Below are 17901 nucleotides of genomic sequence, written 5' to 3' on the forward strand. Positions count from 1 at the left end.
AAGTTGCCGTTTGCCGCTTGGAGTTTTGTTGCAAGGGCGGGGGAGTACACTCGGGGGTGTTGAATTTCCTGCCAGAGATGGGGATGCCCATGCAACATATCGATCGGATTATCCGCTCCAAGAACGTTTTTACCGCGCAAGACGGTATCGATACCGCCCGCGAGCTGGCGATTGCCATCGCGGACGATCGCATCGTCGCAGTCGGTGCGCCCGATGACGTGATTGACGCCGCACCTGCCGCCACGCCGGTGGTCGATTACGGCGAGCAGTTTGTCTGCCCCGGTTTCCACGATGCGCACCTGCATTTCTTCCATACCTCGGTTGGCTCCTCACCGTATATGCTCATGGATATGGGCACGTCCGAGGCGGCGCTGGTGCAGGACGCGCTCAGGTTTTCCCAGGACCTGCCCGACGACGCCTGGGTCGTGACGCAGGGCTGGCGCGATTACCGCTGGGATCCGCCCGAGCACCCTACCAAGGCCTCCCTCGATGCGGCATTTCCTGATCGTCCCTGCGTTATGTACTCGGGCGACGGGCACACGCTGTGGCTCAACAGCCGCGCGCTCGAGGCACTCGGCGTGACGCGCGACAGCGAGCCGCCGGCGGGTGGCAGCTACGACAAGGATGCAAATGGCGAGCTCACGGGTATCGCTCACGAGGCTGCGGCCATGCAGCTGCTGCCGCGCTGTCTTGAGTGGCTGGGCGAGGATCGCATCGCGAGCGCGTATGCCGACCAAATGAAACGCATGGCCGAGCAGGGCATTACCTCGATTTGCGACATGTCGCTCATGCCCATGCCGGGCTGTGACTTTATCCGCGACGACGTCTACGACAAGCTTCAGGCGATTGGCAAGCTGGGCATTCGCGCCCACCTGTTCCCCACGCTGTTGGATGACCAATCGCGCTTGGAAGAACTTCAGACCCGCTACGCAAACAATGCGTTGCTCTCGGCGCCGGGCTTTAAGCAGTTCTTCGATGGCGTGTCGAGCGAGCACACCGCATACCTCACCGATCCCTATACCAACCCGCGCTTCCCGGGCGACCAGGGCCGTCTGACGGTTCCCGTCGAGCGCATGCGCAAGCTGGTCCTGGCGGCAGCCGAGCGCGGCCACACCGTGCGCATCCACGTTATCGGCGACGGCGCCATCCATGCCGCACTCGATATCTTTGAGGAGGCGGCAGAGCTCTACGGTTTGCCCCCGCACGGCCATAATACGCTTGAGCATTTGGAGAATCTGCTGCCCGAGGACATCGATCGTCTGCGCAAGCTCAACGTCATTGCCTCGAGCCAGCCTTGCCACATCACGCTCGACCCGGGTGGCCCGGAGCGCGACCTGGGCCTGGAACGCAGCCGCATCATGTGGCCGTTCGCAACTTATCAGCAGCGCGGTATCCGTCAAGCTTTCGGTACCGACAGCCCTATCACGGCCGTTACCAGCATGAACGTGCTCTACACGGCTATCACGCGCCAAGATCCCCGCAGCCACTGGCCCGAGGGCGGCTGGCTGCCGAGCGAGCGTATCGACGCGGCAACGGCCCTGCGCAACTACACGCTTGGCAGCGCGTACGCAGCGGGCGACGAGCAAAACCTCGGCAGCCTAGAGCCCGGCAAATACGCCGACCTGGTAGTCCTGGACCAAAACCCGCTCGCCATCGACCCCCAAGAGCTGCAAGCCACCAAGGTTCAGGCCACCTACCTGGCGGGCAGCTTAATCTACGAGCGCTAATATTCATGCCGTACCGTTAAACGCGGCTCGGGCAGCCTATTCTGGGATGGCGCTCGAGCTGCGTTTGTTTGCCTATGGGGTCCGTTAGGAGCGTCCCCTCTCTGCTGGATTTGGGCGCGGGGCGGAGGCGCCGCTGCCCCGCGCCCAATTTGGACGTCAGTAATACTGTCTCTTGGTGTTTTGAATACTTCCCATTGCAGATTGCATAAAAAGGTTGGATTGATTTTTCTGGTCCTGATGTACCCCCGCCTGGGCCGTGCAAAAAACGGAGTATTCAGCACCGCAAGCCCCGCCGGTGCCGCTACAGTCAGGTAACATCGCGGAGCTCGACGTTATTTTGCGGTCCGGTGTGGCGCGAAGCATGCCTTTTTGTCCTGACGGGGTTTGTCTGCCGACTCAAATCGCCGGTCGAAGGCATCCTTGGGACCAATATGGTTTGTCCGGCGCGTATGCAGCCGTCCTGGCCTGCTGAAAACTCCCAAAAATGCACGCTGCTCCCCAGGGGACCCGTGCGAGCGGCGAAAACCATGCCTACGTTCCTATCCGCATCGCCATTTTGCTGCACTGACTTTTCTGAATACCGGGCCCGAGATTGGTCAACCCTAGGCTCCCGGAGCTGCGTTGGGGTCGGTTTCGTTGGCGGCCGCCTGCTTATGGGTGGCAAAGACCGAGCCTTCGTGGTCGAAGAGCTTACGATATTGCATGCGGTCCAGGCAATCGCGCGCATTGGCGGTCTTGGCGGGAACGTTCTTGGCCTCGGCTGTATACCAAACGCCGTGCGCATCCTGCGCCCCCACCACGTTTATCGCCGGCATGTGCGCTCGGTTTTGCAAGCGTGCGCGTTGGTAGGCGGTGAGCGGGGCACCGATGGCATTGAGTGCGAGTGCACCGACGTTATTGATGCTTGTGTTGAGTTCCCCACTCGTTTGTGCGTTGCCGGCGACATCGTAGTTCGCCCAGACCACATAGCGTGTCTGCCAGATGCGCTCGGTATGTGTGGCATCGTCCTCATCGGTAAAGTAGAGGTCGTTGTAGCGGTCGGTGAAGAACGGCTGGTGGTCGCCGTACATCACCACGACGACGGGGCGGTCGAGATCACGCAGCTTTTCCAGGAAGGCGGCGAAGGCGGCATCGGACGCTTCCATGAGCGAGCAGTATTCATTGGTCCAGGTGATAACTTTGTCGGACACACCTTCGACGGCAAGGTGCAGTTGCTGGTCGGTGGGCACCAAGCCCGTGTCATAGGCGGAGTGGTTTTGCATCGTCACGTCGTGGATGAAGATCGGCTGGTCGCTCTGCTTTAGTACCTCGAGGCACTTGTCGTAGGTGGCGGCGTCGGTGACCTTGCGGCAGAGCTCGGGTGCGCCGGCGAAGTCCTCGATCGAGAGGAACTCGTCGAATCCCATGTCCGCGAAGACGTTCTCGCGATTCCAGTTGGTGGCGTGGTTGGGGTGCATGGCCACGGTGCGATAGCCGAGTCTCTTGAACTGACGGGCGAGGTTCTCGCTCGGGGCCAGGTTGTAGGTCATGAACGGGTAGACGCCAGCGCCCAGGAATGCCATGGAGTGTCCGGTTAAGAACTCGAACTCGCTGTTACAGGTGCCGGCACCGAAGGCGCTCATGTAGCTCACTCCCTGCAGAAGCGCGTTGTCGATGGCTTTGAAGCGCTCGGGCCCCTTATAGCCACAGCCTAGTTCGTTAAAGATCGAAAGGTCGGCGAAGGACTCGTTCATGATGCAGATGACTGAGGGCTTGAGCTGGTCAAACTGTTCGACGGCAGCGGCACGGGAGGGGTCGGCGATGCCGTTCGTGCCCGCGTTCCAGCGCGCGGCAAGGCGCTTGATGATCGCCGAGGCCTCACCGCTCTTGTAGTGCTTGGGTTTAGGCGGCACCATTTTTTGCGCGCTCGAAATGAAGGTGGGGAGAAACCCCTGACTGTAATAGCTTTCGAGGGGCTTCCAGGTATGAAGCTTGATGCCCAAGGTGTCGTAATAGCTGATGAAGGCCTGCGCCCCCAGCACGGCTCCGGCAACAAGTGCGGTACGACGGTCGACGGAGAGGGGGAGCTTGGATTTGGTTGCGACTGGATGCTCCCTCGGCGCTGTCGATGTCCCCTCGGTTGCCGGAGACGCCTTTGGGTCCTTCGATTTCAAGGACGCAGGCATCGCATGGTCGATGGGCTCGGGGGACGTTTCCGATGCGCGGCGCGGCGGTCGCCCACATGCATCACGCGGAATGAGGACGATAAGCGCGATTCCCAAGGCCGCGGCGGCAAGCCCCATGAAGCAGAAAGTGCTGAGCTCATAGGTGTAGCTGCCGGCGACCGTCGCAGCGGTCGAGAGGGCGAACAGGTCTCCGGGTTGGATGGGCATCGATTTGAACGTGATTACGAAGTACTCGGCGATACCGATGCTGGCGAGCGCAGCGATGCCCACGATTGCGGGGGTCTTACGGCGGTGCGGCAGATAGAACAACAGGCACAAGAAGCAGAAGATGAGCAAAAGCTCCAAAAGTGCCGGTCCGGGCTGCATCTTCCACAGCTCATGGTTGGAGGGCAGCTCGAGGGCGAGCATCGAGCATATCGATGCGCCGCCGATCGTTGCCAGCGTACAGGGGTAGGGATGGTCGGTCATCCAGCTTTTCAGATCCTTCATGCTCATCTTCATCGTCTCTGTTCCTTACTCCTAGTTCAGCGTCTTCACGAGCTTCTCCAGGTTGTCGTTCATGATGGGCGGGTAATCCTCGCCGGCTTTAAGCTGTTTGTCAGTGAGTCCCTCGACGGGGTCGAGCTGGACGCATTGTCGTCAGAATCGGCGAGAGCAAAGACCGCACTTATAAGGGACATATATGCCGCCGCCATGGGGCCACGGTGACGAATAGGACGCCGCTTGGGATGGCGACGGTAGATTCGGTTGTTCATAGATTGCTTCTGAATTGAAAACGGTTGCGCCGGGGTGCTGACGGCCGAAGGCGATGCCGCTGTGGCACGCGGTAGCTATTTGATTCAATTGGGAGCCGCTAATCGTCCAGACGGACCCTGAGGGATAATAGGGTGACCGGGGCATATGAAGATCGCTCGGTGCCGATGACGGCTAGGGCGGAGATCAGCAAGAGGATGATGAACGATGTCGCGCCCACGGGGACGGTGTCACCGCCACGGGCGATCGACAGATTGCCGGCGAGCTCGGCGCAGATGGTGCAGCCCGCGCCGGTGCAGTCATGATGCAACTCATGGGCGGCTGCGATGGGGGAGAGGATGGTTACCGCGAGAAGGGCGAAGACGAGAGCCAGGGCGAGCAGGCGAGTACGAACGGGCGGCATGGAGTCGTGTGCATCGCAATTCGGTGCTATATCTCGCCACGCCGAGGTGCTCAGCTCATCAGTCATCTGCCCTCCCTTCCTCTCATCTGGGCATATTTCATCTGGAGGATTGTAGTCTTGAGAAGCTGATTCACAAAGTTGCCGCGCTAAAACTTCATGCTTTCCGGTCCGCCTTGGGGCCGAGCATAAGTTATCCCCCGGCATTCAGAAAATCTAAGTGCCAAAAAATAAGATTTTTTGACTCCGTGTTGTATAACCCGCCATTCGTGGGTACCATTCAACGCGTACGCAAACAAAAAGGGTTAACCCGCGCGGCATGACCGCGCGGCCCACAAAGGAGGAAACAAGCATGTCGTCTTTGAAGCCGCTTGCAGATCGCGTCCTGGTCAAGCCCGACGAGGCCGAGCAGAAGACCGCCTCTGGTCTGTACATCGCCAGCAACGCTCAAGAGAAGCCGCAGCGCGGCACCATCGTTGCCGTGGGCGCCGGCAGGGTCAACGACAAGGGTGAGCGCATCCCCATGGACGTCAAGGTCGGCGACGTTGTCATCTACGGTAAGTTCGGTGGCAACGAGGTCAAGGTCGACGGCGAGAAGTATCTGCTCATGCGCGCCGACGACATCTACGCAGTCGTCGAGGCCTAGTCTCGTCAGAATCTCTGATTCGTCTTTGAGCGCGCTCGCCGCATAGGACTCGGAAGCGGCGACGCGAGTCACATTTCTTTTGGAGGATTACCCACTATGGCAAAGAACATTACGTTCAACACCGATGCCCGCGCTAAGCTCGCCAAGGGCGTCAACACCCTGGCCGACGCCGTTACCGTCACCATGGGCCCCAAGGGCCGCTACGTTGCGCTGCAGCGCACGTTCGGTGCCCCGACCATCACCAACGACGGCGTTTCCGTCGCTAAGGAGATCGAGCTCGAGGACAACATCGAGAACATGGGTGCTCAGCTGGTGAAGGAGGTCGCCACCAAGACCAACGACACCGTGGGTGACGGCACCACCACCGCAACCCTGCTCGCTCAGGCTATCGTCAACGACGGTCTGCGCAACGTCGCCGCCGGCGCCAACCCGCTGGCCATCCGTCGCGGCATCGACAAGGCCGTAAACGCCGCCGTCGCCGAGATGAAGAAGCAGGCCAAGCCGGTCGAGACCAAGGAGCAGATCGCTTCCGTCGGCACCATCTCCGCTGGTGACCCCGAGGTCGGCGAGAAGATCGCCGAGGCCATGGAGGTCGTGGGCAAGGACGGCGTCATCACCGTCGAGGATTCCCAGACGTTCGACATCACCATCGACACCGTCGAGGGCATGCAGTTCGACAAGGGCTATGTCTCCGCTTATTTCGTCACGGACAACGACCGCATGGAGGCCGTGATGAAGGATCCGTACATCCTCATCACCGACCAGAAGATCTCCAGCGTCCAGGACATCATGCCTGTTCTCGAGGCTGTCCAGCGCGCTGGCCGTGGCCTGCTCATCATCGCTGAGGACATCGATGGCGAGGCTCTGCCGACCCTCGTCCTCAACAAGATCCGTGGCGCCCTCAACGTCTGCGCCGTCAAGGCCCCGGGCTACGGCGATCGCCGCAAGCGCATCCTGGAGGACATCGCCGTCCTCACCGGTGGCCAGGCTGCTCTGGACGAGCTGGGCGTGAAGGTCGCTGACATCACCGCCGATATGCTCGGTACCGCTAAGTCCGTCACTATCTCCAAGGACAACACCGTCGTCGTCGGCGGCGCTGGCTCCAAGGAGGCCATCGACGCCCGTATCGCTCAGATCAAGGGCGAGATGGAGAACACCACCTCTGACTTCGACCGTGAGAAGCTCCAGGAGCGCCTGGCCAAGCTCTCCGGTGGCGTTGCCGTCATCAAGGTCGGCGCTGCTACCGAGTCCGAGCTCAAGGAGATCAAGCACCGCGTCGAGGACGCCCTGCAGGCTACCCGTGCTGCTGTCGAGGAGGGCATTGTCGCCGGCGGCGGCGTCGCCTTCATGGACGCTGCTCCTGCGCTCGACGCCGTTGAGCTTGACGACCCCGAGGAGAAGATCGGCGTCGACATCGTCAAGAAGGCTCTGACTGCTCCGGTCGCCACCATCGCCAAGAACGCTGGCTTTGAGGGCGCCGTCGTGGTCGACAAGGTTGCCGAGCTGCCCGCCGGCCAGGGTCTCAACTCTGCCAACGGCGAGTGGGGCGACATGATCGAGATGGGCGTCCTCGACCCCGTCAAGGTCAGCCGCGTCACCCTGCAGAACGCTGCTTCTGTCGCCAGCCTGATTCTCATCACCGAGGCTACCGTCTCCGATGTGCCCAAGAACACTCAGCTTGAGGACGCTATCGCTGCTGCCACCGCTGGTCAGCAGGGCGGCGGTATGTACTAAGGCCGACAAGGTCTAGAACTCCCACCGGGAATCCGGGGGCGTGACGGGGGCTTCTCTCCGGAACGTCCTCGGACATGCAAAGAGGCTCCGCATCGCGCTTCGCGCTGCGGAGCCTCTTTGCGTCCTGCGGAATGTTCCGGAGAGAAGCCCCCGTCACGCCCCCGGATTCCCTGCGTTTACGGCCTTGAGGTCGGCGGGCGGGGAAGGACGTGGTCGATAGGGATACGTGTCCCCTTCGCTGTTTCGCGCTTTGCGCGAAAGGCGCGCTACTTTGGGATGGATGGGGAACGTGGTTGTTGCGGTGGCTTTTCCCTTTTGCTGTTTCGCGGCTTTGCCGCGAAAAGCGCAGCACTTTGGGATGGGCGGGTACGTTATTGTCGCGCTGCTCTGTCCCGGCCGCATTTCTAGAGCGTTTCCCCCGCCATAAATTACCCTTGGCATACTTGCGCGAAAGCCTACTGGTGCTACACTTGCAATTGCTGTTTCAGGGCGGGGTGAAATTCCCCACTGGCGGTAAATCGGGCGGTGTCAAAGGGGCGCCGTGGCGCAGGCGAGATGCCTGCGGCCGAGCCGATGAGTCCGCGACCCGTGTGTGCGTTGGTTCGCATGCCGGCTGAACTGGTGAGATTCCAGTACCAACGGTTAGAGTCCGGATGAAAGAGGCAGGTGATCTTATGTCTGAACAGTCGCAGCATATCCATTTTGAGAACACGAATAGGTGGAGCACCAAACAGCTCGTTACCATGGCGCTGATGTGCGCCCTGGGCGCCCTGTTTATGTACGTGCAGCTGCCCATCCTTCCTTCGGCGCCGTTTTTGACGTATGACCCGTCGCTGGTGCCGGCGATGGTGTGCGGTTTTGCGTATGGTCCTGGCGCCGGTACTGCTGTTGCCGCTATGGCGATTGTTATCCATGCGCTTACCACGGGCGATTGGGTCGGCGCACTTATGAACCTGGTTGCCACGCTGGGTTACATTCTGCCTGCGGCTATCGTCTACCAAAAGATGCATACCTATAAGGGTGCCGTGATTGGCCTAGCGCTCGGCGTCATTGCCGCTACGGCGTTGTCTATGGTCGCAAACCTTACCATTGGTGTTTGGTTCTGGTATGGCTCGGTCGATGTGATCGCCCCGCTCATGATTCCTGCCGTGCTGCCGTTCAACCTCATCAAGACCGTGCTCAACTCGGTGTTGACGCTGGCGGTGTACAAGGCGGTCTCTAATCTCATCACGCCTAAAAAGGACCAGGTCAAAGGCCGCGCATGATTGAGTGTCGGGGCGTTTCCTTTAGCTATGACGGTGCCACACCGGCACTCGACGGCATCGATCTGAACATCGAGGATGGCGAGTTTTTCTGCATCCTCGGCGGAAACGGGTCGGGCAAGTCGACGTTCGCCAAGCATTTGAACGCGCTGCTGCAGCCCGATACGGGAACGGTGCGCGTCAACGGCATGGACGCGTCCGATCCCGAGCTGGTCTACGACATCCGCTCGACTGCGGGCATGGTGTTCCAGAACCCGGATGATCAGCTGGTGGCGACGCTTGTCGAGGACGATGTTGCCTTTGGTCCCGAAAACTTGGGCGTGCCATCGGCCCAGATCGCGCAGCGTGTGCGAGATGTGCTGAAGGCCGTGGGCCTGGTGGGCTTTGAGCGCCACGAGACCCATGCGCTCTCGGGTGGCCAAAAGCAGCGCGTGGCGCTTGCCGGCGTGCTTGCCATGGAACCGCGCGTGCTCATATTGGACGAGGCTTCCTCGATGCTCGATCCGCGTGGACGCAAGGGCCTCATGAAGGCTTGCCGCGCGTTGCACGCTCGCGGCATGACCATCGTGATGATTACGCACTTTATGGAAGAGGCCGCCGAGGCCGATCGAGTCGCGGTGTTTCAGGCGGGGCGCGTTGCCATGCTCGGTACGCCCGAGGAAATCTTGACGCGGGCGGACGAACTTGCGCAGCTCAACCTGGACATGCCGGAGTCGTGCCGTTTGGGCATGGCACTTCGTGCGAAGGGCGTACCCGTTTGCGCGCAGGTGCGCGAGGCGGATATGGTTGCCGAGATTGCGCAGGCTTATGTTGAGCGAAATGTGGCGGGCGCCACGGAGCGGCCTTCCGTGCCCGATGCTCGCGTGCCCGACAATGCCTCCTCCGAGACCGACGAGACAAATGTTTCGGAGCCCGTTATCGAGATTTCCCACCTCTCGTATAGTTACTCGCTGAGCGCTCGCGAGCGTCGCCGCTGGCACAAGCGCTCGGCCACTGCGGACGCATCGAGCAAACAGGCTCTTTGGGGCAACGATCCAAACAGCCCCTGGGCGCTACGCGATGTTTCGCTGACGGTGCATCGCGGGGAGTTTCTGGGGCTGGCAGGTCATACCGGCTCGGGTAAGTCGACGCTGGTCCAGCATCTCAACGGTTTGATTCGCCCCCAGGAGGGATCCGTTCGCGCGCTGGGGCTCGATCTGTCAAACAAGAAAGACGCCGCCGCGGTTAAGGCCAAGGTCGGCGTGGTGTTTCAATATCCTGAGCGTCAGCTGTTTGCCGAAACCGTGGCGCGGGACGTGGCGTTTGGTCCGCACAACCTTGGCTTGCCGCAAGATGAAGTCGACCGTCGCGTCGAGTCGTCGCTCTCGCGCGTGGGCCTCGACCTTTCCACGGTCGGCGACAAGAGTCCCTTCGAGCTTTCGGGCGGTCAGCAACGGCGCGTGGCATTCGCCGGTGTGCTCGCCATGGAGCCCGAAGTCCTGGTGCTCGATGAACCCATGGCGGGGCTCGATCCGGCTGCGCGCAGGGATTTCCTTGAGCTTATCGATCGACTTCACCGCGATGGCCTGACCGTTGTCATGGTTTCGCATAGTATGGATGACCTGGCCAACTGCTGCGACCGCATCGTCGTGATGAACGAAGGCGCGGTGTTTGCCGAGGGAACCCCCGCGCAGGTGTTTGCACATGCCGATGAGCTCAAGTCGATCGGCTTGGGCGTTCCCGCCGCCCAGCGCATGGCGTTGGCGCTCGCGGAGGCGGGCGTGCCGCTGCGTTGCGGCGGGCTCTATACGGTTGAGTCGCTGGCCGACGAGCTGGCAGATTTGCTGATCGGTCGCTCAGACGGTCTTTCTAACGTCGCGGACATTGCTAAATCCAAGACGGTCGCGCGAGAGGAGGGCTGCTAATGGAGGCGTTTTCGTTTGGCAGCTACTATCCCGGCGATAGTGCAATCCACCGCCTGGACCCGCGAACCAAGTTGCTCTTGGGCTTTGTGTTTCTGATCACGACGCTCACGGTCAGTGGCTTCCGCGGACTGGCCCCTGTCGCAATTTTCGTCGTGCTGATCTATGCCGTGTCCCGGGTGCCGGCTCGTCGCGTTCTGTCGTCGATGGCGCCGCTGCTGGCAATCGTCGTCGTGGTCGCGGTGCTCAACTTGTTTACCGATCAGAGTGGGCGCATCCTGTGGCAGCTCGGCTTTCTGCAGATAAGCGAGGGCTCACTGCGTTCTGCCGCCTTTATGGCGTGCCGCCTGACGTTGATGATGGCCGGTATGAGCGCTATTACGCTCACCACACCGACGCTCGACCTCACCGCGGGTTTTGAGCGCCTGCTCGCACCGTTTGCGCGTGTGGGACTTCCTGCGCACGAGCTCGGCATGATCATGGGCATCGCGCTGCGCTTTATGCCGCAGTTTGCCACCGAGATGAAGCAGACGGCCGATGCGCAGGCAAGCCGCGGTGCACGCGTGACGGGCGGTCCGCTCGGCGGCGTGCGTATGCTCGGCAGTGTGGCGATTCCACTGTTCACGGGCGTGTTCCGTCATGCCGAGACGTTGTCTGCCGCCATGGATGCCCGTTGCTATCATGGCGAGCAGGGCCGCACACGTCTGCATACGCTTGCATTTGGCCGCGGCGATGCGTTGGCGGCGGTGGTGACGGCGTTGCTGCTCATCTGCGTCATCGTCATCAATCTTCAACTTGTTTAGGCGCGATTCGAGCGCACGAAAGGGGTCCCTATGACCGACAACGACCGCACGGCTCAGCTTGAGCGCGCCTGTTCGTATCTCAGACGCATTCCGGCGTGGTATCTAGCCACGACCGATGTGGCCGACGGGCATCAGCCCCGCGTGAGGCCGTTTTCGTTTGCCATGGTCGATGACGGCAAGCTGTGGTTTTGCACCTCGCGCGATAAGGACGTGTGGACCGAGCTCAGCGCGAACCCCAAGTTTGAGGTTTCGGGTTGGAAACCGGGGGAGTGTTGGATTGTGCTGACTGGCGAGGCCGCACTTGAGGACGACGCAGTTGCGAGCGACAAGGTGCGTCAAGCGGGTTTTAAGCACATGGTGGGCATCGGCGAGGAACACGAGAGTGCCAACGACGGCCGCCTTGCTTTCTTTTCGGTCCGCAACATTGCCGCGCGCTTCTGTGATATCGACGGCAGCGAGGAGCGCCTGGAGCTCTAGCTCACACCAACCAGGCTCTCAAACTGGCTAGTACAGGAGGAAACGTGGACGGATTGAATACGGTTTTGGAGTATCTGACGTCGGTGCCGGCGTGGTACTTGGCGACGAGCGTAGACGGGCAGCCACATGTACGTCCATTTTCGTTTGCTCAGATTCAGGACGGCAAGCTGTGGTTTGTGACGGCGCGCACCAAAGACGTGTGGCAAGAGCTGCTGCAAAATCAGCGCTTTGAGGCCACGAGTTGGTGGCCGGGCCATGGCTGGCTCATCTTGCGCGGGCGCGCCGGCTTGGATGACCGGGCTTTAGACGAAATGCGCGAAGCCGGGTGGAAGCATCTAGAGCGCCTGGGCGATCACTATGAGGGGCCTAACGACCCCACGCTCGTCTTCTTTAGCGTCGAGGATCCCGAGGCTTTTATCTGCAATCACGACGAATGGGTGCCGCTCGAGCTCTAGCCAGCTGGCTCATCCTAACAACTTGGTTTTCGCATGGGCGGGCCCCGTATTGCCCGGCGCCGTTAGGAGCGCCGGTCAATACGGGGCCCGCTCCATTTGTCAATTCCTTCAAGCGAATGTGTCGGGAATGTTTCAATGCATGAATATGCAAGCCATTTACGTATTCATGCATCTTTTGGTGCTAAAGTTTCAACCCACTTCATAATGACCGCTGCGAAATGCGCATCGGTGCATAAATCGCAGACAAGGAGTCTGATATGTCTTTGAAGGTTGGAATCGTCGGCGCGGCTGGATATGCCGGAGCCGAGCTCATTCGCCTCGTCCTCGGTCACCCCGAGTTTGAACTTGCTGCCATTACGTCCAACGCCGATGCCGGCCAGCCGTTGTCTGCGGTGTACCCGAGCTTCACCGGCATAAGCGATCTTGTCTTCACGACGCATGATGCCCCCGAGCTCAAGAACTGCGACGCGGTCTTTTTGGCCGTGCCGCACACGGCTGCCATGGCACAGGTGCCCGCGCTGCTTGCATCGGGCGTCTCCTGCATTGATCTCTCGGCCGACTACCGCCTGAACGACGCATCTGTCTTTGAGGCTTGGTATGCCGCCGAGCACACGAGCCCCGAGCTGCTCAAGACCCGTGCCTTCGGTCTGCCCGAGCTGTTCTGCCAGGACTTGGAGACCACCGCATCCGACCATGCCGACGGCAAACCCGTGCTGGTCGCCTGCGCCGGTTGCTATCCCACCGCAACGAGCCTTGCCGCCGCGCCCGCCGTGCGCGCGGGCTGGGTGGCCGAGAACGGTCCTGTGATTGTCGATGCCATTAGCGGCGTGACGGGCGCCGGTAAGTCCTGCAACGCCCGCACCCATTTTTGCAGCGCCGACGAGAACTTGGAGGCCTACGGCGTGGGCAAGCATCGCCACACGCCCGAGATTGAGCAAATCCTTGGTCTGACCGATCGCGTCGTCTTTACCCCGCACCTGGCACCGCTCAAGCGCGGCCTGCTCTCCACGGTGACGCTGCCGCTTACGCCGCAGGCTCTCGACACGCTGGCTCTTGAGGATGTCGTCGACCATTACAAGCAGTTCTACGCCGGTCGCACCTTCGTACGCGTACTCGATGCCGGTCAGCAGCCCAAGACGGCTTCGATCGTCGGCACCAACGCTGCCCAGATTGGCCTCGCGCTCAACAAGCGCGCGGGCGTGCTGGTGGTGACGGGCGCCATCGACAATCTGTGCAAGGGCGCTGCGGGCCAAGCGGTCCAGTGCGCCAATATCGTCTTTGGCTTTGACGAGCGACGAGGCTTGCCCACAGTGGCGTGCCCGGTGTAGCACATTCGATTGTTAACGATTTGGTAGTCGGGCATCGAGTGGGGCGCCACTCTTGAGCTGGTCTCATGATCACGACTGGCATGGCGCACCAACCGATGTCCGTTTTTTTGTTTGACATAAGGAGTCATAAAGACGATGAATACCGAGCTGTTTGATATCAAGATTCGCGCCGTCGAGGGTGGCGTTACGGCTGCGGCTGGTTTTAAAGCCGCAGGCATCCACGCTGGGTTCCGCAAGAATCCCGAGCGCCTGGATTACGCGCTCGTCGTGCCCGATAAACCCTGTCCCGGTGCCGGCGTGTTTACCGCCAATCGCTTTTGCGCGGCGCCCGTGCAGGTGAGCCGTGCCAACCTGGGCGGTACCGACAAGGGCTACGGTATCATCGCCGGCGTTTCGGTCAACTCTGGCAATGCTAACGCCGCCACGGGTGAGACCGGCCTTGCATGCGCGCGCGAGACGTGTAGCATCGCATCGCAGGTCATCGGCTGCGAGCCCCAGCAGATTCTGGTTGCCTCCACGGGTGTGATTGGCCAGATTCTGCCGATCGACACGTTTGAGACCGCCATTCCTGCTGCCTACGAGGCACTCTCCGCCCACGGTGGCGCCGATGCCGCTCGCGCCATCATGACGACCGACACGCACTCCAAGGAGTACGCCGTATCCTACGTCAGTGAGGCTGCGGGTCATGCGGACAATGTCTATACGGTAGGCGGAATGTGCAAGGGCTCGGGCATGATCATGCCCAACATGGCCACCATGATCGCAGTTATCACCACCGATGCCCCCGTCGAGCCTGCGGCACTTCATGCCCTGCTGCTCTCGACCGTCAAGCAGACCTTTAACAAGGTAACGGTCGATTCCGACACCTCGACCAACGACACCTGCATCATGCTTGCCTCCGGCGCCGCTGCCGCAGATGCCGAGCCTATCGTCGAGGGCTCCGATGCCTTTGACGAGTTGGCATTTGCCGTGCACGAGGTGTGCGAGAGCCTGGCGCGCAATATCGCCGCCGATGGTGAGGGCGCATCCAAGCTCGTTACGGTCAACGTTACCGGCGCCGCCAACGACGAGGAGGCCGATATCGCCGCCCGTGCCGTTGCCAACTCGCCGCTCGTTAAGACCTGCATCGCCGGCCACGACTGCAACTGGGGCCGCGTTGCTATGGCGCTTGGCAAGTGCGGCGTGAAGTTTAATCAGGAAGACGTTTCCATCGACATGATGGGCATGCCTGTCTGTCGCGACGGTCTGACTGTTCCCTTTGACGAGGACGAGGCTCTACGACGTTTTGAGGCGCCCGAGATCGTGATCTCGGCCGACCTGGGTGCAGGCAACGCGGCAACGACCGTGTGGACCTGCGACCTCACGCATGAGTACATCTCCATCAACGGCGACTACCGTTCCTAGATTCCAGACACGCTGCGCATCTTGCCGCGATTGCGGACAGCGGAGCACGGCGCGATAACGATACGAAAGACGAGGCAGATTATGAAATTCGCACGCGATTGTCGTTCGAGCGAATCCAACGAAGCAACCGCGCAGCTGCTGTTCGAAGCGCTGCCGTGGATTAAGAACCTGACCGGCAAGACGGTTGTTATCAAATATGGCGGAGCCGCCATGGTTGATGAGCAGCTGCGCCGCGACGTGATGAGCGACATCGTCCTCCTTAAGATCATCGGCATGCGCCCCGTCATCGTGCATGGTGGCGGCAAGGCCATCAACGAGGCGCTGAGCCACTACGACATCCCCGTCGAGTTTAAGAACGGCCAGCGCGTGACCACGCCGGCGACCATGGATATCGTGCGCGAGGTGCTGGGCGGCAAGGTTAACCAGGAGCTGGTTGTCGCCATCAACCACCACGGCAACCTGGCCGTGGGCGTGTCGGGCAGCGATGCTGGCACGCTCATCGCCGAGCCGCTCGACCCCGAGCTCGGTCGCGTGGGCAAAGTGACGCACGTTAACACCGACTATATCGAGCGCTTACTCGATAGCGAGTACATCCCCGTCATCGCTACCGTCGCGGCGGGGGAGGACGGCGGTTTCTTCAACATCAATGCCGATACCGCCGCCGGTGCCGTTGCGGCAGCGCTCCACGCGCACAAGGCGATCTTTTTGACCGACGTCGACGGCCTGTACAAGGACTTTAGCGATAAGGATTCACTTATCTCCAACCTGACGCTCGACGAGGTCAATGAGATGCTCTACGGCGGCGAGGTCGATAAGGGCATGATTCCCAAGCTGCGCGCGGCCGTCGATGCGCTTGCCGGCGGCGTATTTCGTGCCCACATCATCAACGGCACCACGCCGCATTCGCTGCTGCTGGAGCTGCTGACCGATGCCGGCGTCGGCACCGTGATCCATTCCACCGAGACGGCCTACGAGTTCGATACGCATCCGCATCCGCTTTCGACCTTTGCGGCGCGTCTGGCCGAGAACCTCGACGAGGTCGAGAAGCTCCAGACGGTCTAGCTGACCGCAGCCGCCCAATTCCTGCACCCATAGGCCTGCGCCGTCCGGCGCTCAACGAAAGGCATTCCATGTCACTTGCAGCTCAGCAATCGCTTGAATCCAATTACGTTATGCATACCTTTGGCCGCTCTCCGGTCGAGTTTGTCGAGGGTCACGGCATGAAGCTCACCGGCGACGATGGCCGTGAGTACCTCGACTTTCTTGCCGGCATCGGCGTGTGCAGCCTAGGTCATGGTGACCCGGCCGTGCTCTCGGCGCTCGAGGCACAGACCAAAAAGCTCATGCATGTCTCCAATTACTTCTACATTGAGCAGCGCGGACAGGTCGCGGCGCTGCTGTCCAAGCTTGCTAACGACGACGTAGATGGTGCGCGCGTGCTTGCCGATGCCATTGCCGCCGGCGATGAGACCACGGCAGCTGCTCTTGGTGCCCCGGCTGCGGATGAGCAGGTTTGGGAGACCTTCTTTGCCAACTCCGGCGCTGAGGCCAACGAGGGCTCGATGAAGCTCGCGCGCCTGTACGCCAAACGTGCCGGTAACGGCGGCAACACTATCGTGTGCATGCGCGGCGGCTTCCACGGCCGTACGCTCGAGACCATTGCCGCCACCATGCAGGATTGGCTGCAGGATAGTTTCCGCCCGCTGCCGGGTGGCTTTGTGGCCTGCACGCCCAACGATATCGATGAACTGCGTGCGATCTTTAAGCAGCTGGGGAGCGAAATTTGTGCCGTGATGCTCGAGCCGATCCAGGGTGAGAGCGGCGTGCACCCCATGACCGAGGAGTTTATGGCGGCAGCGCGCGACCTGGCACACGAAGTGGGCGCCGTGCTTATCGCCGACGAGGTCCAGTGCGGCATCTTCCGCTCCGGCAAGCCGTTTGCATTCCAAACCTATGGCGTGGAACCCGACATCATGAGCCTTGCCAAGGGCATTGCTGATGGCGTGCCCATGGGTGCCGTCGTGGCAAAGAAGGAGATTGCCGACGTGTTTAAGCCGGGCGACCACGGCTCGACCTTTGGCGGTAGCTGCTTGGCCATCGCGGCGTGTGCCGCGACGCTCTCCGCGCTCGTGCACGGCGATTATGCCGACCATGTTGCCAAGGTAGGCGCCTATATGGAGGCAAAGCTCGCCAAGCTGCCGAACGTGACCGAGGTGCGTGGCCGCGGCTTGATGCTCGGCTGCGATCTGGACGATACTGTGGGTGATGCACACGACGTTGTGGCCCGTGCATTGGGGGCTGGTGCCGTGATTAACGCTACGGGTGCCCATACGCTGCGTTTCTTGCCGCCGCTCGTCTGCGAGGAAGCCGACGTGGACAGTCTGATCGAGATCCTGTCGGACGTTTTGGCCTAACACAGCGAAATAACTTAACTTTGACCGGGTTCCGGACTGCGGACGTGCCCTATGTGGCATGATTCAGCGGTCTGGAGCCCGTTTTGCCTTAGATTTGCTAAGGCGGGGAGACCTGCTGGTCAAATAACATTAAATATGAGTACTGTTACCGATTTGGTCGCAGCAATTTTGGACTAATAAGACCAGATGGCAAGTCGAAATGGCGATGAATGCACGATTTTGATCCAATTGCTAGTCCTTATAATGGACATATGTTTCGTAACTTAAGCAAATACTATCTTTTGATATGTTGTAAGCAAGGTGGCAGTACTCATTTTTGCCATTTTCTGGCCACGGCCTTTGTGACAGTCGTGCTGGCGGGTTCGAATCCCATGAAATGGGCCCAAAAAAGAAGGCTCTGTTAGACCAAGGTTGACATAAAAACGATGTCAC

14 protein-coding genes and 1 riboswitch are annotated in these 17901 nt (G+C 60.7%); of the genes, 12 read left to right on the forward strand and 2 right to left on the reverse strand.

Annotated features, from left to right (window positions below):
* Positions 1–89 precede the first annotated feature (89 nt).
* Positions 90–1727 (forward strand): amidohydrolase, encoded by a 1638-nt coding sequence (locus DXD16_RS09380; protein ID WP_233502695.1) that lies wholly within the window; start codon positions 90–92, stop codon positions 1725–1727.
* A 602-nt stretch (positions 1728–2329) separates the two neighbouring features.
* Here DXD16_RS09380 and DXD16_RS09385 read toward each other — a convergent pair.
* Together DXD16_RS09385 and DXD16_RS09390 are read right to left on the reverse strand one after the other, a co-directional pair.
* Positions 2330–4381 (reverse strand): LTA synthase family protein, encoded by a 2052-nt coding sequence (locus DXD16_RS09385; RefSeq protein ID WP_158606193.1) that lies wholly within the window; start codon positions 4379–4381, stop codon positions 2330–2332.
* A 364-nt stretch (positions 4382–4745) separates the two neighbouring features.
* Positions 4746–5048, reverse strand: coding sequence for a hypothetical protein (locus DXD16_RS09390; RefSeq protein WP_147326480.1), 303 nt, complete (start codon positions 5046–5048; stop codon positions 4746–4748).
* A gap of 349 nt (positions 5049–5397) precedes the next feature.
* Here DXD16_RS09390 and groES point away from each other — a divergent pair, with 349 nt between their 5' ends.
* The 11 genes from groES to DXD16_RS09445 all read left to right on the forward strand — a co-directional run bounded on the left by groES (position 5398) and on the right by DXD16_RS09445 (position 17469).
* Entirely contained in the window at positions 5398–5691 is a 294-nt protein-coding gene (gene groES, locus DXD16_RS09395; protein ID WP_117655906.1) for a co-chaperone GroES, read from the forward strand.
* Between the two features lie 96 nt (positions 5692–5787).
* A complete protein-coding gene (gene groL / locus DXD16_RS09400) occupies positions 5788–7425 on the forward strand; it encodes a chaperonin GroEL (RefSeq protein WP_022094352.1) in 1638 nt (545 codons plus the stop codon).
* A gap of 476 nt (positions 7426–7901) precedes the next feature.
* A riboswitch (FMN riboswitch) is annotated at positions 7902–8094 on the forward strand.
* Positions 8095–8099: 5 nt separating this feature from the next.
* A complete protein-coding gene (locus DXD16_RS09405) occupies positions 8100–8690 on the forward strand; it encodes an ECF transporter S component (protein WP_117655907.1) in 591 nt (196 codons plus the stop codon).
* Positions 8687–10591, forward strand: a complete 1905-nt coding sequence (locus tag DXD16_RS09410; RefSeq protein WP_117655908.1) for an energy-coupling factor transporter ATPase — start codon at positions 8687–8689, stop codon at positions 10589–10591. The genes DXD16_RS09405 and DXD16_RS09410 overlap by 4 nt, the downstream gene beginning before the upstream one ends.
* Complete coding sequence (locus DXD16_RS09415) at positions 10591–11391, forward strand: energy-coupling factor transporter transmembrane protein EcfT (protein WP_117655909.1); 801 nt, start codon at positions 10591–10593, stop codon at positions 11389–11391. The genes DXD16_RS09410 and DXD16_RS09415 overlap by 1 nt, the downstream gene beginning before the upstream one ends.
* Before the next feature lie 30 nt (positions 11392–11421).
* On the forward strand, positions 11422–11868 hold the full coding sequence (locus DXD16_RS09420; protein ID WP_117655910.1) for a pyridoxamine 5'-phosphate oxidase family protein: 447 nt from the start codon (positions 11422–11424) through the stop codon (positions 11866–11868).
* Positions 11869–11912: 44 nt separating this feature from the next.
* A complete protein-coding gene (locus DXD16_RS09425; protein ID WP_117655911.1) occupies positions 11913–12323 on the forward strand; it encodes a pyridoxamine 5'-phosphate oxidase family protein in 411 nt (136 codons plus the stop codon).
* Between the two features lie 257 nt (positions 12324–12580).
* Entirely contained in the window at positions 12581–13651 is a 1071-nt protein-coding gene (argC, locus tag DXD16_RS09430; RefSeq protein ID WP_117655912.1) for an N-acetyl-gamma-glutamyl-phosphate reductase, read from the forward strand.
* A 135-nt stretch (positions 13652–13786) separates the two neighbouring features.
* On the forward strand, positions 13787–15055 hold the full coding sequence (gene argJ, locus DXD16_RS09435) for a bifunctional glutamate N-acetyltransferase/amino-acid acetyltransferase ArgJ (protein ID WP_199408208.1): 1269 nt from the start codon (positions 13787–13789) through the stop codon (positions 15053–15055).
* Positions 15056–15136: 81 nt separating this feature from the next.
* Positions 15137–16117 carry an acetylglutamate kinase gene (argB, locus tag DXD16_RS09440; RefSeq protein ID WP_117655914.1) on the forward strand — a complete coding sequence of 327 codons (981 nt, stop codon included), beginning with the start codon at positions 15137–15139 and terminating at the stop codon, positions 16115–16117.
* Between the two features lie 68 nt (positions 16118–16185).
* Positions 16186–17469, forward strand: coding sequence for an aminotransferase class III-fold pyridoxal phosphate-dependent enzyme (locus tag DXD16_RS09445; protein ID WP_117563809.1), 1284 nt, complete (start codon positions 16186–16188; stop codon positions 17467–17469).
* The last annotated feature ends 432 nt before the right edge of the window (positions 17470–17901 follow it).

This window comes from Collinsella sp. TF11-5AC (genome assembly GCF_003436775.1).
In the GTDB taxonomy this organism is placed as follows: domain Bacteria; phylum Actinomycetota; class Coriobacteriia; order Coriobacteriales; family Coriobacteriaceae; genus Collinsella.